Genomic DNA, 18,601 nt, shown 5'->3' on the forward strand with positions numbered 1-18,601 from the left:
CTCAACACCAAGGTCGCATCAAGGCGAATCACCAGAAACTCACCTTGATGCGACCTTCGCAAGCGCTGTTTTACATCAGGACAAAATCAACACCACCGCAACCCGCACAACCATAGGCGGTTTAGCTGCCAATATCGGGGGACGGCGCTCCGAAGTGATAGCCCTGCCCGCCACCAACCTGATCCTTGATCAACATCTCAACCTGCTCTGCACTCTCGACACCCTGAGCAATCACATCAACATCCAGTTGATGCGCAAGCGCAATAACAGACTGAAGCAGCGAGTGCGCACCGGCATTGACCGGCGCTTCGGCAACTAGGCCCGTATCGAGCTTGATGTAGTCCGGCGGCACTTCACGCAGGGTCTGCAGTGATTTGGGGGCCAAGCCGAAGTGATCGATACCAAAACGCGCACCATGATCTCGAACCATCGATGCAAACCGTCGAGCAGCCTCGATATCGATTGAACAACCGTACTCGGTCAATTCAAACGACAGACGTGCCGCCAATCCCCCCAATCTGACTAGGCGGCCAGACAGCCACTTCACGAACTCGGCACTCTGCAAGCTCTGATTGGACATATTGACTGCCAGATGCCCTTCGGTTTGAGCACCGGCCTCAAGAATGCCAAAAACCAACTCAAGCAATGCCCGATCAATATCAGCCATCAGATGATGGCGCAAAGCCATGGGCAGGAAACGGGCTGCGGGTACCAGGCGGCCATCCGTCCCGACCAGCCGGGTCATGATTTCACGGTGAATCACATCACGCGTCGCCAGCGAGACAACCGGCTGCCCTAGCAAGGTCCAGCGATTCTCGGCCATCGCATTCTGAATCAACTCGCGCCAACCCAGCGAGCCCAAGGCGCCTTCATCGCCCTCTTCTTCCATGACGAACTGCAAGGCATTACGCCCGGACTGGCGAGCCGACTCGATCGCCAGATCAAGTCGCGCCATTACCTGCGACCGCTTGTCGCTCTTGTGGAAGTTCACCACCCCCAGGCTGAAGGAGATGTCCACATCCCCCGACACCGATTCAATTTCGAGCTGGAGCGACTCCTGCAATTTACGCCCGACTCCAGCCATGGCTGTACCGTCCAGCCCAACCACCACGAAACCGAAGGAAGTGCCGCCAATCCGTCCAAGAATCATTGCGTGCTCACCAAGAATCTGGCGAACGATGTGAGTCAGTGTCACCAGGAAAGCATTGCCACGCTGGTAGCTGGTTTCTGTATTGAATGCCTTGAGATTGTTGATTTCGAGGCCGATCACCGAGCCTTCTGAAAACTGGACATCGCCTTCAAGCAACTGGGTAAAACGCAAATCAAAGCTACGCCGATTATCCAGGCCGGTGATTTCATCCTGATACGCCTCCTTGCGAAAACCATCCGCCCGCTTCGACTCCGCATCGAGAAAATCCGAAATACGCTGCGACATGCGATTCATGGCTCGCACAACGCGTCCCAACTCCAGAGCCTTCGGCACAATGGGTATCTGGACAAAACGCCGCTCCTGAATGGCCAGTGCAGTTCGCTCGATATCAGACAAGGGGCGCAAAATCAGACGCAACAAAAAGCGCGTCAGAATCATTGCAATAAGGTAGCCGAGTCCCATCCAGCCACCGGCTTCCAGCGTGTATTTCCACAAATACTGGTATGCATGGGTTGGCTGCGAGACAACGACAACCTTGCCCAATTGTCGCCAGCCCGCAGAAATGAAAGCTTCGCCGGGCGGCGCATGCAACTGGATCAGGCTGGAAAACCACAGTGGCACACCATCGATTTTGGTCTGCAAGTCACGGTCGACCACGACAGATCCATCAATTCCGATAACAGCGATGCGCTGGAAATACCCCCGGTCGAACATCGAGGTGACCTGCACATTAGCCAAGCCCGCATCATTTTTGCCCAATGACTGCGCAAGCGGCAAGGAAAGCGATGACGCAGCATCCTGGGCATGTGAACCAAGTTGCTGCTCCAGGTAATCGCGCGTGCCGTTGATGCCCACGGCCATCAGCCCCAGAAATATCACCAGAAAAACCAGTGAAATCGCGATGAACAACTGCCGCCTCAACGTCATCAAGCCACTCCCTGCATTTTGTTGCGCCGCGGCAAAGCCGATTTTGAGCCTGAACGGCTACGCCCCCCGGACGAACGCCCGCCACCTTGCGGCAAGGCACCGGCCATCCACACCATGGCCATGACGATAACCAGCGTCAACGCATTGGCCGGCAACTGTAAATTGAAATCAACCGTACTGTGAATGGCAATTGCAACAATCGCCATCAGCGAACCAAAGGCCACGCCACGCGGCAAGCTTGAACGGCGACGCATCAGGATCAGGATGGCTTTTCCTGCGGTCAACACCACAAAACCGGCCAGAATCCCCAGGCCGACCACTCCCGTATCGGCAGCAATCTCGACATAGTCGTTATGCGCATGATCCCAATACAACTCACGCGGTGTCCGGTAACGCAGATAGGTATTGTAAAAACTCCCGGCACCTGTCCCCAGCACAGGGAAATCGCGGACAAGATCGACACTGTAGCGTGCCACCTCTGTTCGCAACTCGACCGACTCCTCGCGAGCGCCAATTTCCTGAACCATACCGGTATCACGTACCCGCTCGACCACTTTTTCCAGGCCAACCCAAGTACCCACAATCACCACATCGATAATGATCAAGCTGGCGATCAGACCTATCGTTGTCGGCGCCATCTTGCGCGACAGCACAATGGCAATCAGACCGACAATCAGCATGGCTGCAAAAAATCCGGCATTCCCCATGCGTGAGCGCGTCAGAACCAAGGCAATGACCAGAATGATCAGCATCATGCGCAAGCGCATCTTGGGACTGAGGATAAAGTCAAATACCTTGACCAGCTTGTGCTTCCAGTTGCCTATCTGCTCGCTTTTTTCAGCACTAAGGCGGGCCAGCATCAAACCGATCCCGACCGACAGGCAAATTTCCATATAGCCGGCAAAGTGGTTGTGATAGCCGAAAGTACCAAAAACCCGGTTATGGGCAATATCGAAGAAAAATATCCGGTAAGTCGCCCCAACCGAAAACAGCAGCACGCCAATGATCGCCTGCAACAGGCCGGCACCGACAATCAACAAGGCGAGTTGGTCCAGGCGTTCCTTGTCACGAACCGTCAGCAATGCAACGATAAAACAGGAAAAATAGGCGAAAGTGAGGGCTGCATAAATCTGCGTCTGGTTCGGATCAAGACTAACGCGGAAGGAAGCCCCCCCCTGCTGCACAGCCACCGTCTCAGGTGAAAGCAATGCAAGAAAACTGGCCGGCAATGGCAACAGTTGCGCCCAGACCAGCAAGCCAAACAAACCAAACAAGGCAAGCGGCCATTTGAATAATTTCAGCCGCTCAAAGGCGTCGACCGCAGCATGCCGCCAGACAAACATCGCCCCGAGAAGGAGCAATTGCGACCAGCAAACCAGAATACCGACGGCCCAGGTCCGATTGCTTCCCAAAGGCAGCGGTGCCCAGAAAAGAAGAAGGATCAAGCCACGAAATAACCAGCGATCATCGATCTCTGAAGAAAAAGCAGGTCTGGCAGACAAAACTGTGCGCATGGAGAAAATATCGAGGTAAAAAAAATGGCAGCCTTAAGCTGCCATTATCGGGTAGAGGCTCGATCAGGAGCGGCTACCGCCGCCACCGCCACCACCGGAGATGGTGGATGCACCACCACTCGTACCAAAGCCGCTGTTGCCATTGCCGGAAGAGTTATTTCCGGCATTGCCCTGGCCTTGACCCTGACCATTGTTACCAGCTGCAGTTGCTGCGGTAATCTGTGTCGGATCAGCACCACCGGCAATTGCTGCACCCTGTGCGGTCGCCAGCGTTGCGCCGGAATTAACGGCAGCACGGACGGCAGCTTCGGCAACAGCTTCGTTGCCATTGGCAGCTGCCACAACGGCGGTCACTGCGTCAGAAGCACTGATCCCCTGCTCGATCATGGCGCTGGTAGTCAGCGTGGTCGATACATTCGCAGCCTTGGCTGCATTGGCGATCTGGGCCGGCGTCTGACCTGCAGCCTTGAGGCTTGCAACTTCAGAAGCAATTTGCGTGGCAGTCATGCCACTGGTGAAGGCTGCCATGGCGGAGAAACTCACTGCCATCACACCTGCGATCAAACCTAGCTTGAATTTCTTCATAGCACCTCCTAAAAAGTATGCGCGAAGGTTAACATCGGCACATGCACACGTCAACAAATCAAAGGTAAAAACTTTCAAAAAACGATAAATAACACTGACTTAGACAGATTATTCTATTTGATTTTATTGATCAGGCTTGCAACAAGAACTGCGTACTCACTGGTATTTCAACAATCAACAAGCACTCACTCGTAGCCGACAGGATTCATCGACTGCCAGCGCCAGGTATCAGTACACATCGCTTCAATACCCCGCTCTGCCTGCCACTTGAGACGCTCCAGCGCAAGACTCGGATTGGCGTAACAAGAAGCCACATCCCCCGGACGACGCTCGACAATGCGATGTGCTACCTGTTTGCCACTGGCCTTTTCGAAAGCGGCAATCATTTGCAAAACACTGTACCCTTGCCCCGTCCCCAGGTTGACCGTCAGCACCCCGGGCTTCTCATTGAGTGCACGCAGTGCTGCCAGATGACCCAAAGCAAGATCAACCACGTGGATGTAATCGCGCACCCCGGTACCGTCGACCGTCGGATAATCATTACCAAAGACAGATAATTCCGGGCGTTTGCCAACCGCAACCTGAGCAATGAACGGCATCAGATTATTCGGAATACCGTTCGGATCTTCACCGATCAACCCGCTGCTGTGCGCCCCCACCGGATTGAAATAGCGCAACAAGGCAATACGCCACGAAGGATCGGCAATGGCCAGATCGCGCAAAATTTCTTCGATCATCAGCTTCGAACGCCCGTAGGGGTTGGTTGCCTGGAGCGGGAAATCTTCAATGATCGGCACGGTATGCGGATCGCCATAAACAGTCGCAGACGAACTGAAAACCAGCTTTTTGACACCGGCTTCGGCCATGGTCTGGAAAAGCACCAGACTGCCCTGCACGTTGTTGTCGTAATAGCGCAAGGGCTGGGCAACCGACTCACCAACCGCTTTCAGACCGGCGAAGTGGATCACTTCGCTGATGGCGTAGCTGGCAAACAATTCGCGCATTGCTGCACGATTGCGAATATCTGCCTGCACGAAAACCGGGCGGCGGCCAGTAATGCTTTCGATACGGTCAAGAACAGCCAGTTTGCTGTTGCTGAGATTATCAATAATCAGCAAATCTGCGCCGGCCTCAAGCAGCTCGACAACGGTATGCGAACCGATATAACCCGTCCCACCGGTGACCAAAATCATTCAGAACTCCAAAAATCCAAGGCAAATCTTGCGGTCGACCGGGAAAAACCCCAATTTATGGCAAACACGCATCGCCACCCGCTTTTTCGTCAGCGTCCGTAAATATCTTCAAACCGGACGATGTCGTCCTCCCCCAAGTAACTGCCGGATTGCACTTCGATCATTTCCAGCGGTAATTTGCCCGGGTTTTCAAGGCGATGCTTGGTACCCAGCGGGATGTAGGTTGATTGATTTTCGGACACCAGCAGCGTTTCTTCGCCGCGGGTCACCTTGGCAGTTCCGGAAACGACAATCCAGTGCTCTGCACGATGATGATGCATTTGCAGCGAAAGGCAGGCGCCGGGATTGACGACGATACGCTTGACCTGGAATCGTTCGCCGAAATCGATGCTGTCATACCACCCCCAAGGCCGGAAAACCTTGCGATGCGAAAGCGATTCCGAGCGCTTTTGAGCCTTGAGTTGCCCGACCACTTCCTTGACCTTCTGAATCTCGGAACGATCCGCCACCAAGATGGCATCGGCGGTTTCAACCACGACAATGTTTTTCAGACCGATGCAGGCAACCAGGCGGTCTTCGGCAACAACCAGCGTATCTTGGGAGTCAACAGACAGGACATCGCCCATCAGCACATTGCCGCCGGCATCCTTGTCACCGATTTCCCACAGCGCGCTCCAGGCTCCCACATCAGACCAGCGCGCATCGAGCGGAACGACAGCAACTTCACCGGTGTTAGCCCCTTCGCGGGCAAGACGTTCCATCACGGCATAGTCGATCGAGTCGGATGGACAATCGGCGAATGCTTCTTTCGCAGGACGGAGAAAATCGTGATCCTGCTGCCGGCCCTCATAGGCCTTGAGGCAAGCAGCCGTAATGTCGGCACGACACTGCGCCATCTTGGCCAGCCAGACCGATGCTTTGATGACGAAAATCCCGCCATTCCACAGGAAACGCCCACTGGCCAGATAGCTTTCAGCGGTCGCAGCATCCGGCTTTTCGACAAACTGATCGACCAGGCACGCACCATCGGCCAGTGCCGCGCCCTGCTTGATATAACCATAACCTGTTTCCGGGGCGGTCGGCTTGATACCGAAAGTAACCAGCTTGCCCTGCTCCGCCAGGGCTGCCCCCTGCATCACCGCTTTGCGAAAAGCAGTTTCATCCTGGATCACATGATCCGCCGGCATGATGACCAGCACCGGATCGCTTCCCTCTCCTTGAGCAGCTAGCGCAGCCAAGGTCAAAGCCGGTGCCGTATTGCGCCCGCAAGGTTCGAGGACCAGGGTTGGATGCGCCACACCCACCTGACGCAGTTGCTCGGCGATCAGAAAGCGATATTCCTCATTACCGACCAATAAAGGAGCGGCCAGCACATCGCCTTCTGCCAGCGCAACCCCGTCGAGGCGCAACGCTGTCGCCTGGAGCATGGTGTGATTGCCATTCAGACAAAGCAACTGCTTGGGGTACTGTTCGCGAGAAAGTGGCCAGAGGCGGGTGCCTGAGCCGCCACAAAGGATAACGGGCTGGATGATCATGAAATGGGATCCATCGATGGCTCCCCGACGAGGCGGGGGAAAATATTCAAGGAATTACTTTAGCAAATAAAGCCGGCCATGCCGTGCATCACTCAGGCGGCTAGTGGAAACCACACCGGAAACCTAGTACGCATTTTTGTTCACGAATCCCTTGAACACCGTGAGAAAAATGATCTTTAGGTCAAACCACAGCGACCAGTTCTGAACGTATTGCAAATCAAACTTGACCCGCATGGCCATTTTGTCGACGGTCTCCGTCTCGCCGCGCCAGCCACTGATCTGAGCCCAACCGGTAATTCCCGGCTTGACCTTGTGGCGCAACATGTAGCCACGAATCAGGCGACGATACTGCTCGTTATGGGAAACCGCATGCGGCCGCGGGCCAACGACGGACATCGAACCTTGCAATACATTGAAAAACTGCGGCAATTCGTCAAGCGAAGTACGCCGTAAAAAAGCGCCGAAGGGAGTAATCCGCATATCCCCCTTTTGGGCCTGGATGACTTTATCGCCATCCTCGCAAACCGTCATGCTGCGAAACTTCCAGACTTCCACGACAGCACCATTCAGCCCATAGCGGCGCTGCTTGAAAAGCACCGGGCCGGGCGAGGTCAATTTGACACCCAGTGCGATCAACGCCATGGGGAGAGCAATCAGTAGCAGGATCAGGCTGGCAACAACAATATCTTCGGCCCGCTTGACCCAGCCATCCACCCCATAAAACGGGCTTTCATGAAGACTCAGCACCGGGATGCCGTCCATACTCGAAAGCTTTCCGTGCAGCAGATCGAAGATAAAGAAATTAGGCACCATGTATACGGAAGCCGTCGTGTCGCTGAGCGCATTGACCAGTTCGACAATTCGATTTTCTGCCTTCATCGGCAAGGTAATGTAGATGTAGTCCACCTCACCGTTGCGTGCCATCTCGACCAGTTCATCAAAGCGCCCGACGCCATCGACATCATTGGCGGCATGTTTGCAATCCCGCGCAGCCAGACGGTCGTCGAAATAGCCGACACAGCGCATACCCAACCACGGTGAATTGCGCACTTTCTCTTCAACCTGCATCCCCATTTTGGTTTTGCCGGCAATAGCCAGCGTACGGGTATTTCTTCCGGAAGAGCGAAAGGCGTTGAGAACAAGACGCAAGGCAATGCGTGAAGCAGCCAGCATCAGCGGCGCGAGGACAAACCAGACCAAGGTTGCCGCACGAGAGAAGTCAGATGAGGTCTTGCCAAGAAAACCCAGCACAACCAGCGCAATCGCTGTCCAGATCCAGACCATCAACGTCTTCGAAACAGCGTTGTGCAAGGGCTCAAGCCGCCACGAACCGTAAATCTGCTGGGCACCGCCAATCATGACGAACAGCAGGACAGCCAAAATACCGGCCTGGACATAAGGACCATCCAGCTCAAGGCCGTGAGTCAGCTCCAGCGAGATGGCCAAAGCCACCAGGATCATCACCGCATCCAGGATGCGGTGGAAAAATGCAATTTTTGAACTATGTGGCCGAACAAGCCCTGAAGACATGAAACCCATAAACTGACCGCCGTAATTCAATCATTTCGTGACAATGTGCTGCGCGCGAATAATGCCACGATGAAGAAATTTGCCCTATAAGACAAAAGGCATATCAAAATTGCTTGTCATCAAAACTCGGCCAAATACCGCTTTTTTTACTGCAAGCAGTTACCTGACTTGCCCAATCCATTCAAGTACCGCCGGAATTTGCCACCCCAGTGCCGCCTGAATCAGCAACAGGACAACCAGGACTGTCGCGGTCGACACCAATAAAAACCCGAAAATCAATGCCCAGACGCTCCATCGTGCTACCGCTTGCTCGAGAGGAGCCAATTCGCGCCGCTCACGTCCGCCAAGCAAGACAACATAAAACTCCCAACGCCACAGCTTGAAAGTCCAACGATAATCCAGCGCATGGCGCCCCCAGGCTGATACCTCGCGGCGCTCGGGGACAATCTCGCCTTCGCGCAGGGCCACACTTTCACGCAACACCCAGAGCAAGCGTCCGAGCAGATAAATCAGCGTGGCCAGCGTAACACCGACAATATCGGCATACCAATCCTCCAGGCTCGGCACGTGCCCCTCCTGGAAAAACTGATGAATTTCCTCCACTCCGCCGCCGACAATCGCAATCAGGGTGATCCACACCCACGATCCCTTCAAGGTCCAGCGCGTCAACCACCAGATCACAAAGAAGACCGAAGCATGCAACACTTTGTCCCAACTGGCATAAATTGCGCGTGACTCCGCTTGATTAAGACCCCAGTACAAACCAGCCACCACGACAGCGGAGGCCAGCAGAGGAACAAAACGGAAAGGCAATTTCATCAAGAAACCATGGTCGACCGCGAATAACTGTCCATTATCCAGCAGTTAATGCTAAGTCGAGAGTTGCTGCGCACGATCGTTCAGTGTTCCCCGCCATTTTTCCTGGACGATGAAATCCCGCAGCTCGTTGCAAGTCATCGGTTTTCCAAAAATGTAACCTTGCACAGCTTCACAGCCCGACTGACGAAGAAACTCGAGTTGTGACGGTGTTTCAACCCCTTCGGCAACTGAGCGCAAGCCGAGACGCTTACTGAAAGCAATCAATGCCGCGACTAATTCACGAATTTGCGGAGCACGATCGATCTCCTTGATAAAGGTGCGGTCGATCTTGATTGAGCTCATCGGTAATTGACAGATCAGGCCGAAAGAGCAAAAACCGGCTCCAAAATCATCAAGCGTGAATTTACAGCCCGAGTAAGCCAGTCGAAACAAGGTTTGCTGGGCAACTTCATTGCCGGTCAATGCCGTTTCAGGGCATTCAAAGGTGATATACCGTGTTTGCATACCAGCGCGAACGAGTGTGTCGAGCAGCTTGGGAACGGCATCCGGCGCAGAAAGCTGCCGTGCTGAAAGATCGATGACCAAACCCAGGTTGGCATGGATATCGTTAAGGCTGGTCAATTCACGTACGGCTTCAGCCAGCGCCAACTGGCCAAGCTCCGGCATGATTCCAATATCCTCAGCCACCTCAAGGAAACGCCCGGCATCAAGCAAACCAAATTCAGGATGGTGGAATCGCAGCAATGCCTCGACATTTTCCAGGCGTCCATCAAGCAGGGAAATTTCCGGCAAATAGCGTAACGAATAGCGCCAGTTTTTCAGACCGTCACGCAGCTCTCGCTCCATATCGAGACGGTTGCGCGCCGAGTTCTGGGCATCCTGCTCGATATATCTGAAGCAGCCTCGTCCGGCAGCCTTGGCGCTGTACAGGGCGCTATCGGCAGCAGCAAGCAGGGTTTCAGGGTCGGTAGCATCAGTCGGGAAGCGACCAACCCCGATGCTGGCCCCCAGTTCAAGCTGGGTTTTGCCACACAGGAACGGCTGCTTGAGTTCGCTGATCAATTTTTCGCAAACGCTCGCCAATCCTTCCGGATGCTCATTGAGTTCGAGAATGACCACAAACTCGTCCCCACCACGTCGGCTGACCGTGTCGCTGTGGCGCAACAGGCTGAGCATGCGATCAGCCATGGTTTTAAGTACCTCGTCACCAACCGCATGCCCATAGGTATCGTTGATTTCCTTGAAACGGTCGAGGTCGACGTAAAGTACCGCCAGTTTTTGGCGATGGCGTTGGGCACGGGCAACTGCACGTTGCAGACGATCGTTGAACAGCAGGCGGTTGGGCAAGCCGGTCAAGGCATCGAAATGCGCCATACGCCGGATGTGTTCCTCTTCCTTCTTGCGTTCCGAGATATCGGAAATCAGGCCGACGTAACGGCGAGAGCCCTGGAATTCACCGTCGACCGCAGCAATCGAGAGCCATTCGGAAAATGTCACGCCATCCTTGCGGCGATTGACTATTTCACCGGACCAACGACTGTGGGTACGCAAGGTATCCCACATCGCCCGATAAAACTCGGGACCATGCACGCCGGAGGAGAGCATGCTGGTTCGTTCGCCAATCACCTCGTCTGGCCGATAACCGGTTATTTCGGAAAAAGCCGGGTTGACCGCAAGAATCGTGCGGTCCTCATTGGTCACGATGATGCCTTCGTTGGCGACTTCAAAGACCATGCGAGCCAGCTTGAGCTCCATGACCCGCTTGCGATCACGCAAGCAACGGGCAATGACATCAAGCAGCAGCACAGGATCGACCGGTTTGAAAACATAGCCATCTACACCGATGTCGATGGCTCGACGCAGATGTTCGGTTTCTGCCGATGAGGAAATGACGACGATAGCCGCATCAGGGTCCTGATCCTTGATCTGCTCGCTCATTGCCAAACCATCGATACTCGGCACCGAAATCTCGGTCAGCGTCACATCCGGTTCGCGCAAACACCACTGGCGCAAGCCCTCCTCGCCATTTTTGGCCAGAAAGACTTCACCAACGTGAGGCAGGATAATGCTCTCGATGTGAGCCCGCATGGCCGGGTCACTTTCGATGACCAGGATGCGGGCCTTGGCAAATAATGGAGAAACAAGGTAGCTCAAGGGAATTCCTTGCGTAAAAGAGATCGCACCGACAAGCGTTTTCCAGCGGACCGGCTGACTCAGCCGCGCGAATCTCCCCAGCGCAGCGGAAACCTGTCATCCCCGACATAGGTCGCATGACCGCTGCGGTCGACGCAGTAGCGAGGTGAAACAATCATCTCCGTGAAATTCATGTTTTCACCAATACGCGTGTATTCGAACAACACGCTGCGCACCACTTTTGATCCAGCACGCAGATGGCTGCCGTGGCCGATCCAGCTCGGCCCGATGATCGAGCAACCAGGCTCGATACGGACGCTGGAGCCGATGTACACCGGCCCGACAATTTTGACGCTACCCCAGCTGATGCTGGTATTCAGCCCAACCCAGACGCCCGGCTCGATCTGGCGGCCCGGCATGCGCATTTCGGCGACTTCGCCACTCAACACTTTTTGCAGGACAGACCAGTAGTCGGTCACGCGACCAATATCGATCCAGTTGAAAAAGCGGTTCTGGGCGTAGAACGGCAGATCGCGTTCAACCAGCATGGGAAACAGCTGGCTGCCGATGTCGAATTCACCACCGGCCGGAATGAGGTCGATGGCTTCCGGTTCGAAGATGTAAATCCCGGTGCTGGCAAGGGTCGACCGTGCCTCTTCAGGTTTTGGCTTCTCCTGGAAAGAACGGATGCGACCATCATCATCGGCCACAACGATGCCGTAGTTCTGGACCTGATCGCTTGGAACATCAAGCGTCACCACGCTGGCAATCGCGCCTTCCTTCTTATGCTCGGCCAAGGCCGCGCCAATATCGAGATCGATAATGGCATCCCCACAAATAACCAGCGTCGTTTCGTCAAAAAACCCGCTGAAATCCTGAATCCGGCGCATCCCCCCCGCAGAACCAAGCGGTTTGGGCAGGATATCGCCATGCTCATAAATACCTTCGTAGGCATAACCGATATTGACGCCCCAACGATGACCATCGCCGAAATACTCCTCGATCTTGCGATGGTTGTAGGCAACATTGATCATGATGTCGGTAATACCGTGCCGGGCCAGATGTTCGATCAGGTATTCCATCACCGGCTTGCCGAGAATGGGAATCATCGGCTTGGGCAAATCCTTGGTCAAAGGTCGAACACGAGTCCCCTGACCGGCCGCGAGAATCATTCCTTTTGCCATTACATCTCCCTGATATATTTGATTTATTGAATGCGCAGGATTGCTTCGCTGTGCCAAAAATGAGAATGGAAGATCATTTGGTAACCTTGGCGTCGTTTGCCTGCAAACCCGGCGCTTTCGTTGTCAAAACCGATCGCTGAGCAAGCTGCAACTCGATATCAGCGGCAATTTCATGGCTCCGCAAAGGCAAAAGCAGGGTTGAACCAACCGCGTAATAGTGGCCCTCCGGCAATGGATTGGCCTGCGCGATCAGCCTCACCGGTACGTTATTGCGACGCGCCAGCTCACCTTGGGTGGTCGGCCGCGTGACACGAACGGCACGCCACGAAACCCAGGGGCCGGGGTGACTCCCCATGTTGATCACCAGTTGCAGCGCAGCATCGTGCGGCAGCAGCAACTGGGTATGACTGCGACCCACGATGATCGGCGCATTCAGTGATGGATTGAGCGCGATGAACTTGGCTAGCGGAAGCCCCGCAAGACGTGCCACAAGGCTGACATCAATGTCACGATGCATCTCAACCACGGTGTGGCGGGTCGCATTTTCAATCGGTGGCAGGGTTATCTTGTAGAAAGCCGGATCGGCAATGACCTTTTTCAAGGCAAAAATACGAGGCACATAGTTACGGGTTTCCTCCGGCAACTTTGCGGCAAGATCGTTGAAATTCGGCTTTTTGATGCCGCGAGCCTTGGCACGGTCGACCTCCGCCTGAATGCGTTTTTCACCACAGTTGTAGGCAGCCATGGCCAATGGCCAGCTATCAAACATGCCATGCAGCATGCTGAGATAATCCAGTGCGGCACGAGTCGAGGTGATCAGCGAACGTCTTTCATCCTGGAAGCGGTCGATGTTCAATTCGTAGGTGCGCGCTGTTTTTTCGATGAACTGCCACGCCCCATGCGCCTCGGCATGCGACTGGGCCTCCAGTGTGTAACCTGACTCAACGAAAGGAACCAGCACGAGCTCCATCGGCAACTTTCGGCGCTCAACCTCATCGACCACGTAAAACAACAGGTTGGCAGCTCGCGGTGAGGTGTGGTCGAGAAATTTGTCGGCGGCAAATTTGCGTGCGACACGGATAACCTGAGGGTCTTTCTCCAGATCATCAACCTTGAATCCATGCCTGATGCGATCCCACAAATCATGGTAATGGACAGCGGGCGGAGGCGCGTGCGCGAGTATTTCGTGTAGTGGGCCAGGTTCGACTTCAATGGCCTCAGGCTCCAACTGAACGACTTCGGGCTGGATTTCCTCATAAGGGGCGTCAAATACCGACGCACAGCCGCCGAGCGTGAGTATGAGCAGAGCCAGAGCAAGGGAATGGCGAAGGTTCAAACCGGTATCCTGATTGAAACAGATGCCGAAATTGGTTTCGGCAAAGCGGGGCATTCTCCCCTCAGTCCGGCAGATTTGAAATAAGACATTAGTCATATTCCAAGTCTCGCGCAGACGTCGGTAGCCGATTTCGAACCTGACGGATGTCTGCCCGCCATTCTGCATGTGCCTGTAGAATGGGGAGCTTGCGACGTTAGCTGTTTTTCCGGATGCTTTTTTCAAAGCGAAATTTTCGATTTCTTGCTGCGCTTGCCCTTGTTGCTGCCACTTTGCCGGTGGTGGCTGGGCTCGTCGATTTTTCGGATAACCTGCTCAACTATGTCGCTCGCCAGTTTTCACCGGATGCGCCGAAACGGCTGCTCATCTGGAAACGCCTCTTGACCGACATGAAATCAGCCGAAGCAACAGGCGCGCGCCAGGGTGACCCCAGAGCCGAAACACTGACTCTCCGCAAAACCAATGAATTCATGAACCAGGTGCCTTATATCAACGATAGTGCGCACTGGGGAAAAGAAGACTACTGGGCCACACCGGTTGAAATGCTTAGCTCTTTCGGGGGAGATTGCGAAGATTATTCAATTGCCAAATATTTGTCGCTGAAGGAGCTCGGCATACCCATCGAGCGCCTGCGCATCAGTTATGTCAAGGCAACTAGTGTTGGCGAATCCCACATGGTCCTGGCTTACTACCCTCGCCCGGATGCCGACCCGCTAATTCTCGACAATCTGGTCAAAGAGGTAAAACCAGCCTCACAGCGCCCTGACCTTGAACCTGTTTACAGCTTCAACGATGACGACATCTGGCTCCCCTCAGGAGCGACCCGCAAAGGCGGTGCATCCCAGGTGCGCCTGTGGCGTGAATTGCTCGAGAAACTAGCCAAGGAACAGCGGCTTTAAAGGAAAAAGACCAAGGGCTATGCGCTGCCTTGCCTTGGCGGTCAGGGCTTGAGCAGCGCAGATTTGTCAAAGCGCTTGGCAATTGCCAGCAAATCACCCTTGGAGTGTGGTCGAGCGTTATCAATCATGTCGATCAATTTAGCCTGGCGCGCGGTGCCCGCTTCTTTCCAACGAGCAAAACCTATTTCAGCCAACGTGCGTTGTACGCCAGCCTCTCTGTTGCCATATTGCCAGGCACGTTCCCATGCCTGCCATAAGGCCTCGTCTTGCCCCCCTTGCAAATGCAGGGCCAGGGACAAGTTAACCCATGCATAAGGTGACATCGGTCGATTAACAACAGCCTGCCTGAAATAACTCACCGAATCGGCCAGCATGGCTTGCTCAAGCTCTGGAATGGCCCGGGAACTTGTTGCACGCAAACCGTAAAGATAGCCAAGATACTCATGCAGCTGCGGATCATTCGGCGTCCAGTGCAACGCTGCAACCAGATCATTGCGCGCAGCTCCCCATTCGATCACGTTGGGCAAAGGTGATTTGCCACTTTGCCATTGTGTAATCTGCCAGCGAGACTGCATCGATACAGCATCAGCCAACGCAGCACGCAGACCAAAATACAGCGAGGCACTGCTAGCAACGAGCAGCAGCCCAATCAGCGCCTGAGCGCCGATACCGAGCGAAGCCTCATTCGGTGCGTCGTTCATTCCAGACCCAAAATCCGTGCAGGACGATCCCTGACCATTTGCCAGGCTATTTTTTCACCGACCAATTCCGCAACGGCATCTCTGCCCTCGCCCAGAATGGGAGGACGATGATCGATATTATGTGCATCACTGGCAATAACGTGAGCCCATTCATTCTGAATCAGCGTTACTGCTGTTTTGCGTGAAGTTTCGCCAAAACGCCCGGCAATAGAACCAGCCGTGATCTGCAACCAGCATCCACTATCCACAAAAGGATGAATTTTTTCAGGTTGTGCCATGACTGCCTTGTTCCGCTCAGGATGGGCAATCAATGGACGAATCTTGAGTTGCAGCAGTTTGTCGACAAACTGCTGGCTCCCGACGGGAATAATTTGGTGCGGGAATTCAAGAAGCATGATGCGATAGCCGTCGACGGTTCCCAGAAAAGGGATCTCGCCATCCAGGATCAATTCCAGCGACTCGACACTCAGACGAACCTCACCACCGAGGCGAATTTCAAGCGGGATGCCGTGTTCTTTCAGCTCAGACTGGAATGCATCAACCCGGCTCTCAAGCCCGGAACGTACATTGCTGTAGCGGCCGGGGTGGATGTGTGGCGTCATGACAGCAACCCGGATACCGTCGTCGACAGCCACTCTGGCCAGAGCAAGCGACTCTTCCAGCGTGGCAGCACCGTCATCGACGCTGTAGAGCAAATGAGAGTGTAGATCGATCATGCTTTTCTCCTGCTCCTTCAGTTCAGCTGTGCTATGTCACCACCTGCTGCAACAATCAGGTGTTTGCATCATCGCCATAGACTGTGCCATACCCACCTTGATAGCCTTTGGTGCCGTAGCCATATTTACCGTAGCCAGAATATTCACCGTAATACTTCTCTGCGTGGGCGAAATCCAGTTTATTCAGTACGACACCCAGTATCTGACCATCGGCGCGACGCAGGCGCTGCAACCCCTTGCGAGCAAGCTGATACGGCGTATCAAGTGCCTTGACCACATAAATGACACCGGTAGTCAGGGCGCTGATCACCAACGCGTCGCTAACCAGTTCAACCGGCGGGGAGTCGATGATGATGATGTCAAAGGTTTCCGAGAGTTGTGCCAAGGTGTCCTTGAACTTCTGGGAAAGCAGCAGTTCAAGCGGATTTGGCGGAATGGTCCCGGATGGCAGGATCATCAGGTTGGAACCTTCAACAGTCTGCAAGCATTCTTCCAAGGTTGCCGTTCCTGACACCAGATTCGACAAGCCTTTGGAGCCCTTACCCAGATCCAGCCCCTTGGAAACAGCAGGACGACGCATGTCCGAATCGATCAGCAGGGTCTTTTTGGTATGGGCGTGGGCCATTGCCAGATTAATCGAGAATGTTGTCTTGCCCTCACCCGGCAGACTCGAAGTAACAAGCAAAATACGCTTGTCAAGATCGATGGCGGAGAGCAGTACCCCGGTCCGCGCCGTGCGGATCGCCTCGGAATAAAGCGATTTTGGCTGATCCAGGAAAAGACGTGCGGTCGACGTCCGCTCAACCTCGGATTTGTCGAGCAACGGTAACGTCGTCAGCAACGGGTGCTTGAGCTTGGTTTCAATATCTTCAGTCGTCTTCAAGGTGTTATCGAGACGATCCAGCAACAAGGAAGACAGGACGCCAATAAACAGACCAAGGACAAAAGCGATCAGAATGATCTGAACTTTTTGTGGTTTGACGGGTTTGTTCGGCACAACAGCAGGATCAACGACACGAGCAACTGCCGATTGCAAATCCCCCGCCACGTTGGTTTCCTTGGCACGCTTCATGAACATGTCATACATCTGGCGATTTGACTCGACTTCGCGGTCAAGCACGCCCAATTCGAATTCCTTGCGGTTGATTGTTTGAACCGAACCACGCGCCGAGGCCATAATGCCCTCAAGCGCACGCTCAGTACCGCGAGCCGCCTCGTATTCGCGGGTCACACTCGACACGACCATGTCGACCTGCCGCTTGACATTGTCGCGAGCGGCCTTTAACTCGCCTTCACCCTGCAAATACTTTGGATGCTCCGTACCGTAACGCTGAGCAATTTCAGAAAGACGGCGCTCTGCTTCGCCTTCCTGCTTTTTTGCCTCACCCACAATGGTGTTTTTGATCACGGCAGGCAATGAACTCAGATCTGCACCTTTAGGTGCATTTTTGATCTGGTTGTAAGCATTTTCAGCCTCGGCACGCTTCATCCGTGTTTCGACGAGGCGCTGGGTAACTTCTTCAATCTGTTTGCCGGCACCACTTTGCGCAGCATTCTTGACGTCGACAATGCCTTCTTTTTCACGGAAAGTTTGCAGCGCACGTTCAGATTCATCAAGTTTTGTCTTGAGAGATGACAACCGCTCCTGCAGCCAACTACTCGCCTGCTTCGTTACCTTGTAGCGGGCATCAAGGTCATTCTCGATGTACACATCGGCAACGGCATTCGCCACCAAAGCAGACAACTCTGCATCTTTGGACTCAAAGCTGATTTTGGCAAGTTGGCTCAAACGAATTGGCTCAATCGTCAATCGCTTGGAAAAGCCAGTGTAAATCGCCTCCGCCAAGGCAAGCTCAGTCCACTCCTTCTTTTCCAGGTCGTCGGTAAATCCCGTACTGGCCAATATCGAACCTACCCAAGACTTTGATTTCTCACGAGGATCAAACTCCTCACGCTCCCAAAGCTTGGTCTTGATAATTGCTTTAACAGCGACTTCACGCGATTTGATGATTTCGACCTGGGTCTGAAAATACTCACGGTTCTGGGATATGCCGGAGTAAACGTCCTCAATCGACAGAACCTTCGATTTATTGGCTTCGATCAAAAGCGTGACCGTTGCCCGATACACAGGAGTCATCACGAAGACCACAACTGCTGCCAACAAGGCTACGGCCAAACCAAAAGCGACAATCGCCACTTTTCGCTTGGTGATACTGCGCCAGTATTCAACGATATCAAGCTTATCGGCGTTATCGGCAGGATCATGCAGAAAAATCTGCTTGTGCTTATTGTGGTCTTGAGTGAGTTCAGTCGACATTCAGTTCAGCCTGATTGCGTGCCCGAAGGCACGCCTGCATTTAAATAACGGGGAAAAGAAAAAAG

General features: G+C 54.1%; 14 protein-coding genes. 1 reads left to right on the forward strand and 13 read right to left on the reverse strand.

Annotation, left to right across the window (positions count from 1 at the left end; all coding sequences use genetic code 11):
- Positions 1–121: 121 nt before the first annotated feature.
- From GBK02_RS11930 to GBK02_RS11975, 10 genes are all read right to left on the reverse strand, one after another.
- Positions 122–2,077 (reverse strand): EAL domain-containing protein, encoded by a 1,956-nt coding sequence (locus tag GBK02_RS11930; protein WP_203466881.1) that lies wholly within the window; start codon positions 2,075–2,077, stop codon positions 122–124.
- Complete coding sequence (locus GBK02_RS11935) at positions 2,077–3,591, reverse strand: O-antigen ligase (RefSeq protein ID WP_203466882.1); 1,515 nt, start codon at positions 3,589–3,591, stop codon at positions 2,077–2,079. Before GBK02_RS11935 ends, GBK02_RS11930 begins: the two co-directional genes overlap by 1 nt.
- Positions 3,592–3,654: 63 nt before the next feature.
- Positions 3,655–4,176: a hypothetical protein gene (locus GBK02_RS11940; RefSeq protein WP_203466883.1), complete on the reverse strand. Its 522-nt coding sequence runs from the start codon at positions 4,174–4,176 to the stop codon at positions 3,655–3,657.
- Between the two features lie 185 nt (positions 4,177–4,361).
- Complete coding sequence (gene galE, locus GBK02_RS11945; protein WP_203466884.1) at positions 4,362–5,369, reverse strand: UDP-glucose 4-epimerase GalE; 1,008 nt, start codon at positions 5,367–5,369, stop codon at positions 4,362–4,364.
- Positions 5,370–5,458: 89 nt separating this feature from the next.
- Positions 5,459–6,904 (reverse strand): mannose-1-phosphate guanylyltransferase/mannose-6-phosphate isomerase, encoded by a 1,446-nt coding sequence (locus GBK02_RS11950; RefSeq protein ID WP_203466885.1) that lies wholly within the window; start codon positions 6,902–6,904, stop codon positions 5,459–5,461.
- A 123-nt stretch (positions 6,905–7,027) separates the two neighbouring features.
- Complete coding sequence (locus GBK02_RS11955; protein ID WP_203466886.1) at positions 7,028–8,434, reverse strand: undecaprenyl-phosphate glucose phosphotransferase; 1,407 nt, start codon at positions 8,432–8,434, stop codon at positions 7,028–7,030.
- Positions 8,435–8,593: 159 nt separating this feature from the next.
- The gene (locus tag GBK02_RS11960) at positions 8,594–9,253 is read right to left on the reverse strand and encodes a VanZ family protein (protein ID WP_203466887.1); all 660 of its coding nucleotides are present in this window, start codon (positions 9,251–9,253) and stop codon (positions 8,594–8,596) included.
- Between the two features lie 51 nt (positions 9,254–9,304).
- The gene (locus GBK02_RS11965) at positions 9,305–11,407 is read right to left on the reverse strand and encodes an EAL domain-containing protein (protein ID WP_203466888.1); all 2,103 of its coding nucleotides are present in this window, start codon (positions 11,405–11,407) and stop codon (positions 9,305–9,307) included.
- 59 nt (positions 11,408–11,466) lie between these two features.
- Positions 11,467–12,570, reverse strand: a complete 1,104-nt coding sequence (locus tag GBK02_RS11970) for a sugar phosphate nucleotidyltransferase (RefSeq protein ID WP_203466889.1) — start codon at positions 12,568–12,570, stop codon at positions 11,467–11,469.
- A gap of 73 nt (positions 12,571–12,643) precedes the next feature.
- Entirely contained in the window at positions 12,644–13,960 is a 1,317-nt protein-coding gene (locus GBK02_RS11975) for a transglycosylase SLT domain-containing protein (RefSeq protein ID WP_203466890.1), read from the reverse strand.
- Between the two features lie 155 nt (positions 13,961–14,115).
- Here GBK02_RS11975 and GBK02_RS11980 point away from each other — a divergent pair, with 155 nt between their 5' ends.
- Positions 14,116–14,802, forward strand: coding sequence for a transglutaminase-like cysteine peptidase (locus GBK02_RS11980; protein ID WP_203466891.1), 687 nt, complete (start codon positions 14,116–14,118; stop codon positions 14,800–14,802).
- Positions 14,803–14,843: 41 nt separating this feature from the next.
- Here the strand turns inward: GBK02_RS11980 and GBK02_RS11985 are convergent, their stop codons facing one another.
- From GBK02_RS11985 to GBK02_RS11995, 3 genes are read right to left on the reverse strand one after another with little or no spacing between them, the layout of a single operon-like run.
- A complete protein-coding gene (locus GBK02_RS11985; RefSeq protein ID WP_203466892.1) occupies positions 14,844–15,503 on the reverse strand; it encodes a hypothetical protein in 660 nt (219 codons plus the stop codon).
- Positions 15,500–16,219, reverse strand: coding sequence for a tyrosine-protein phosphatase (locus GBK02_RS11990; RefSeq protein ID WP_203466893.1), 720 nt, complete (start codon positions 16,217–16,219; stop codon positions 15,500–15,502). Before GBK02_RS11990 ends, GBK02_RS11985 begins: the two co-directional genes overlap by 4 nt.
- A gap of 55 nt (positions 16,220–16,274) precedes the next feature.
- Positions 16,275–18,536: a polysaccharide biosynthesis tyrosine autokinase gene (locus tag GBK02_RS11995; RefSeq protein WP_203466894.1), complete on the reverse strand. Its 2,262-nt coding sequence runs from the start codon at positions 18,534–18,536 to the stop codon at positions 16,275–16,277.
- Positions 18,537–18,601: the final 65 nt, after the last annotated feature.

Source organism: Dechloromonas sp. TW-R-39-2, assembly GCF_016864195.1.
GTDB lineage: Bacteria > Pseudomonadota > Gammaproteobacteria > Burkholderiales > Rhodocyclaceae > Azonexus.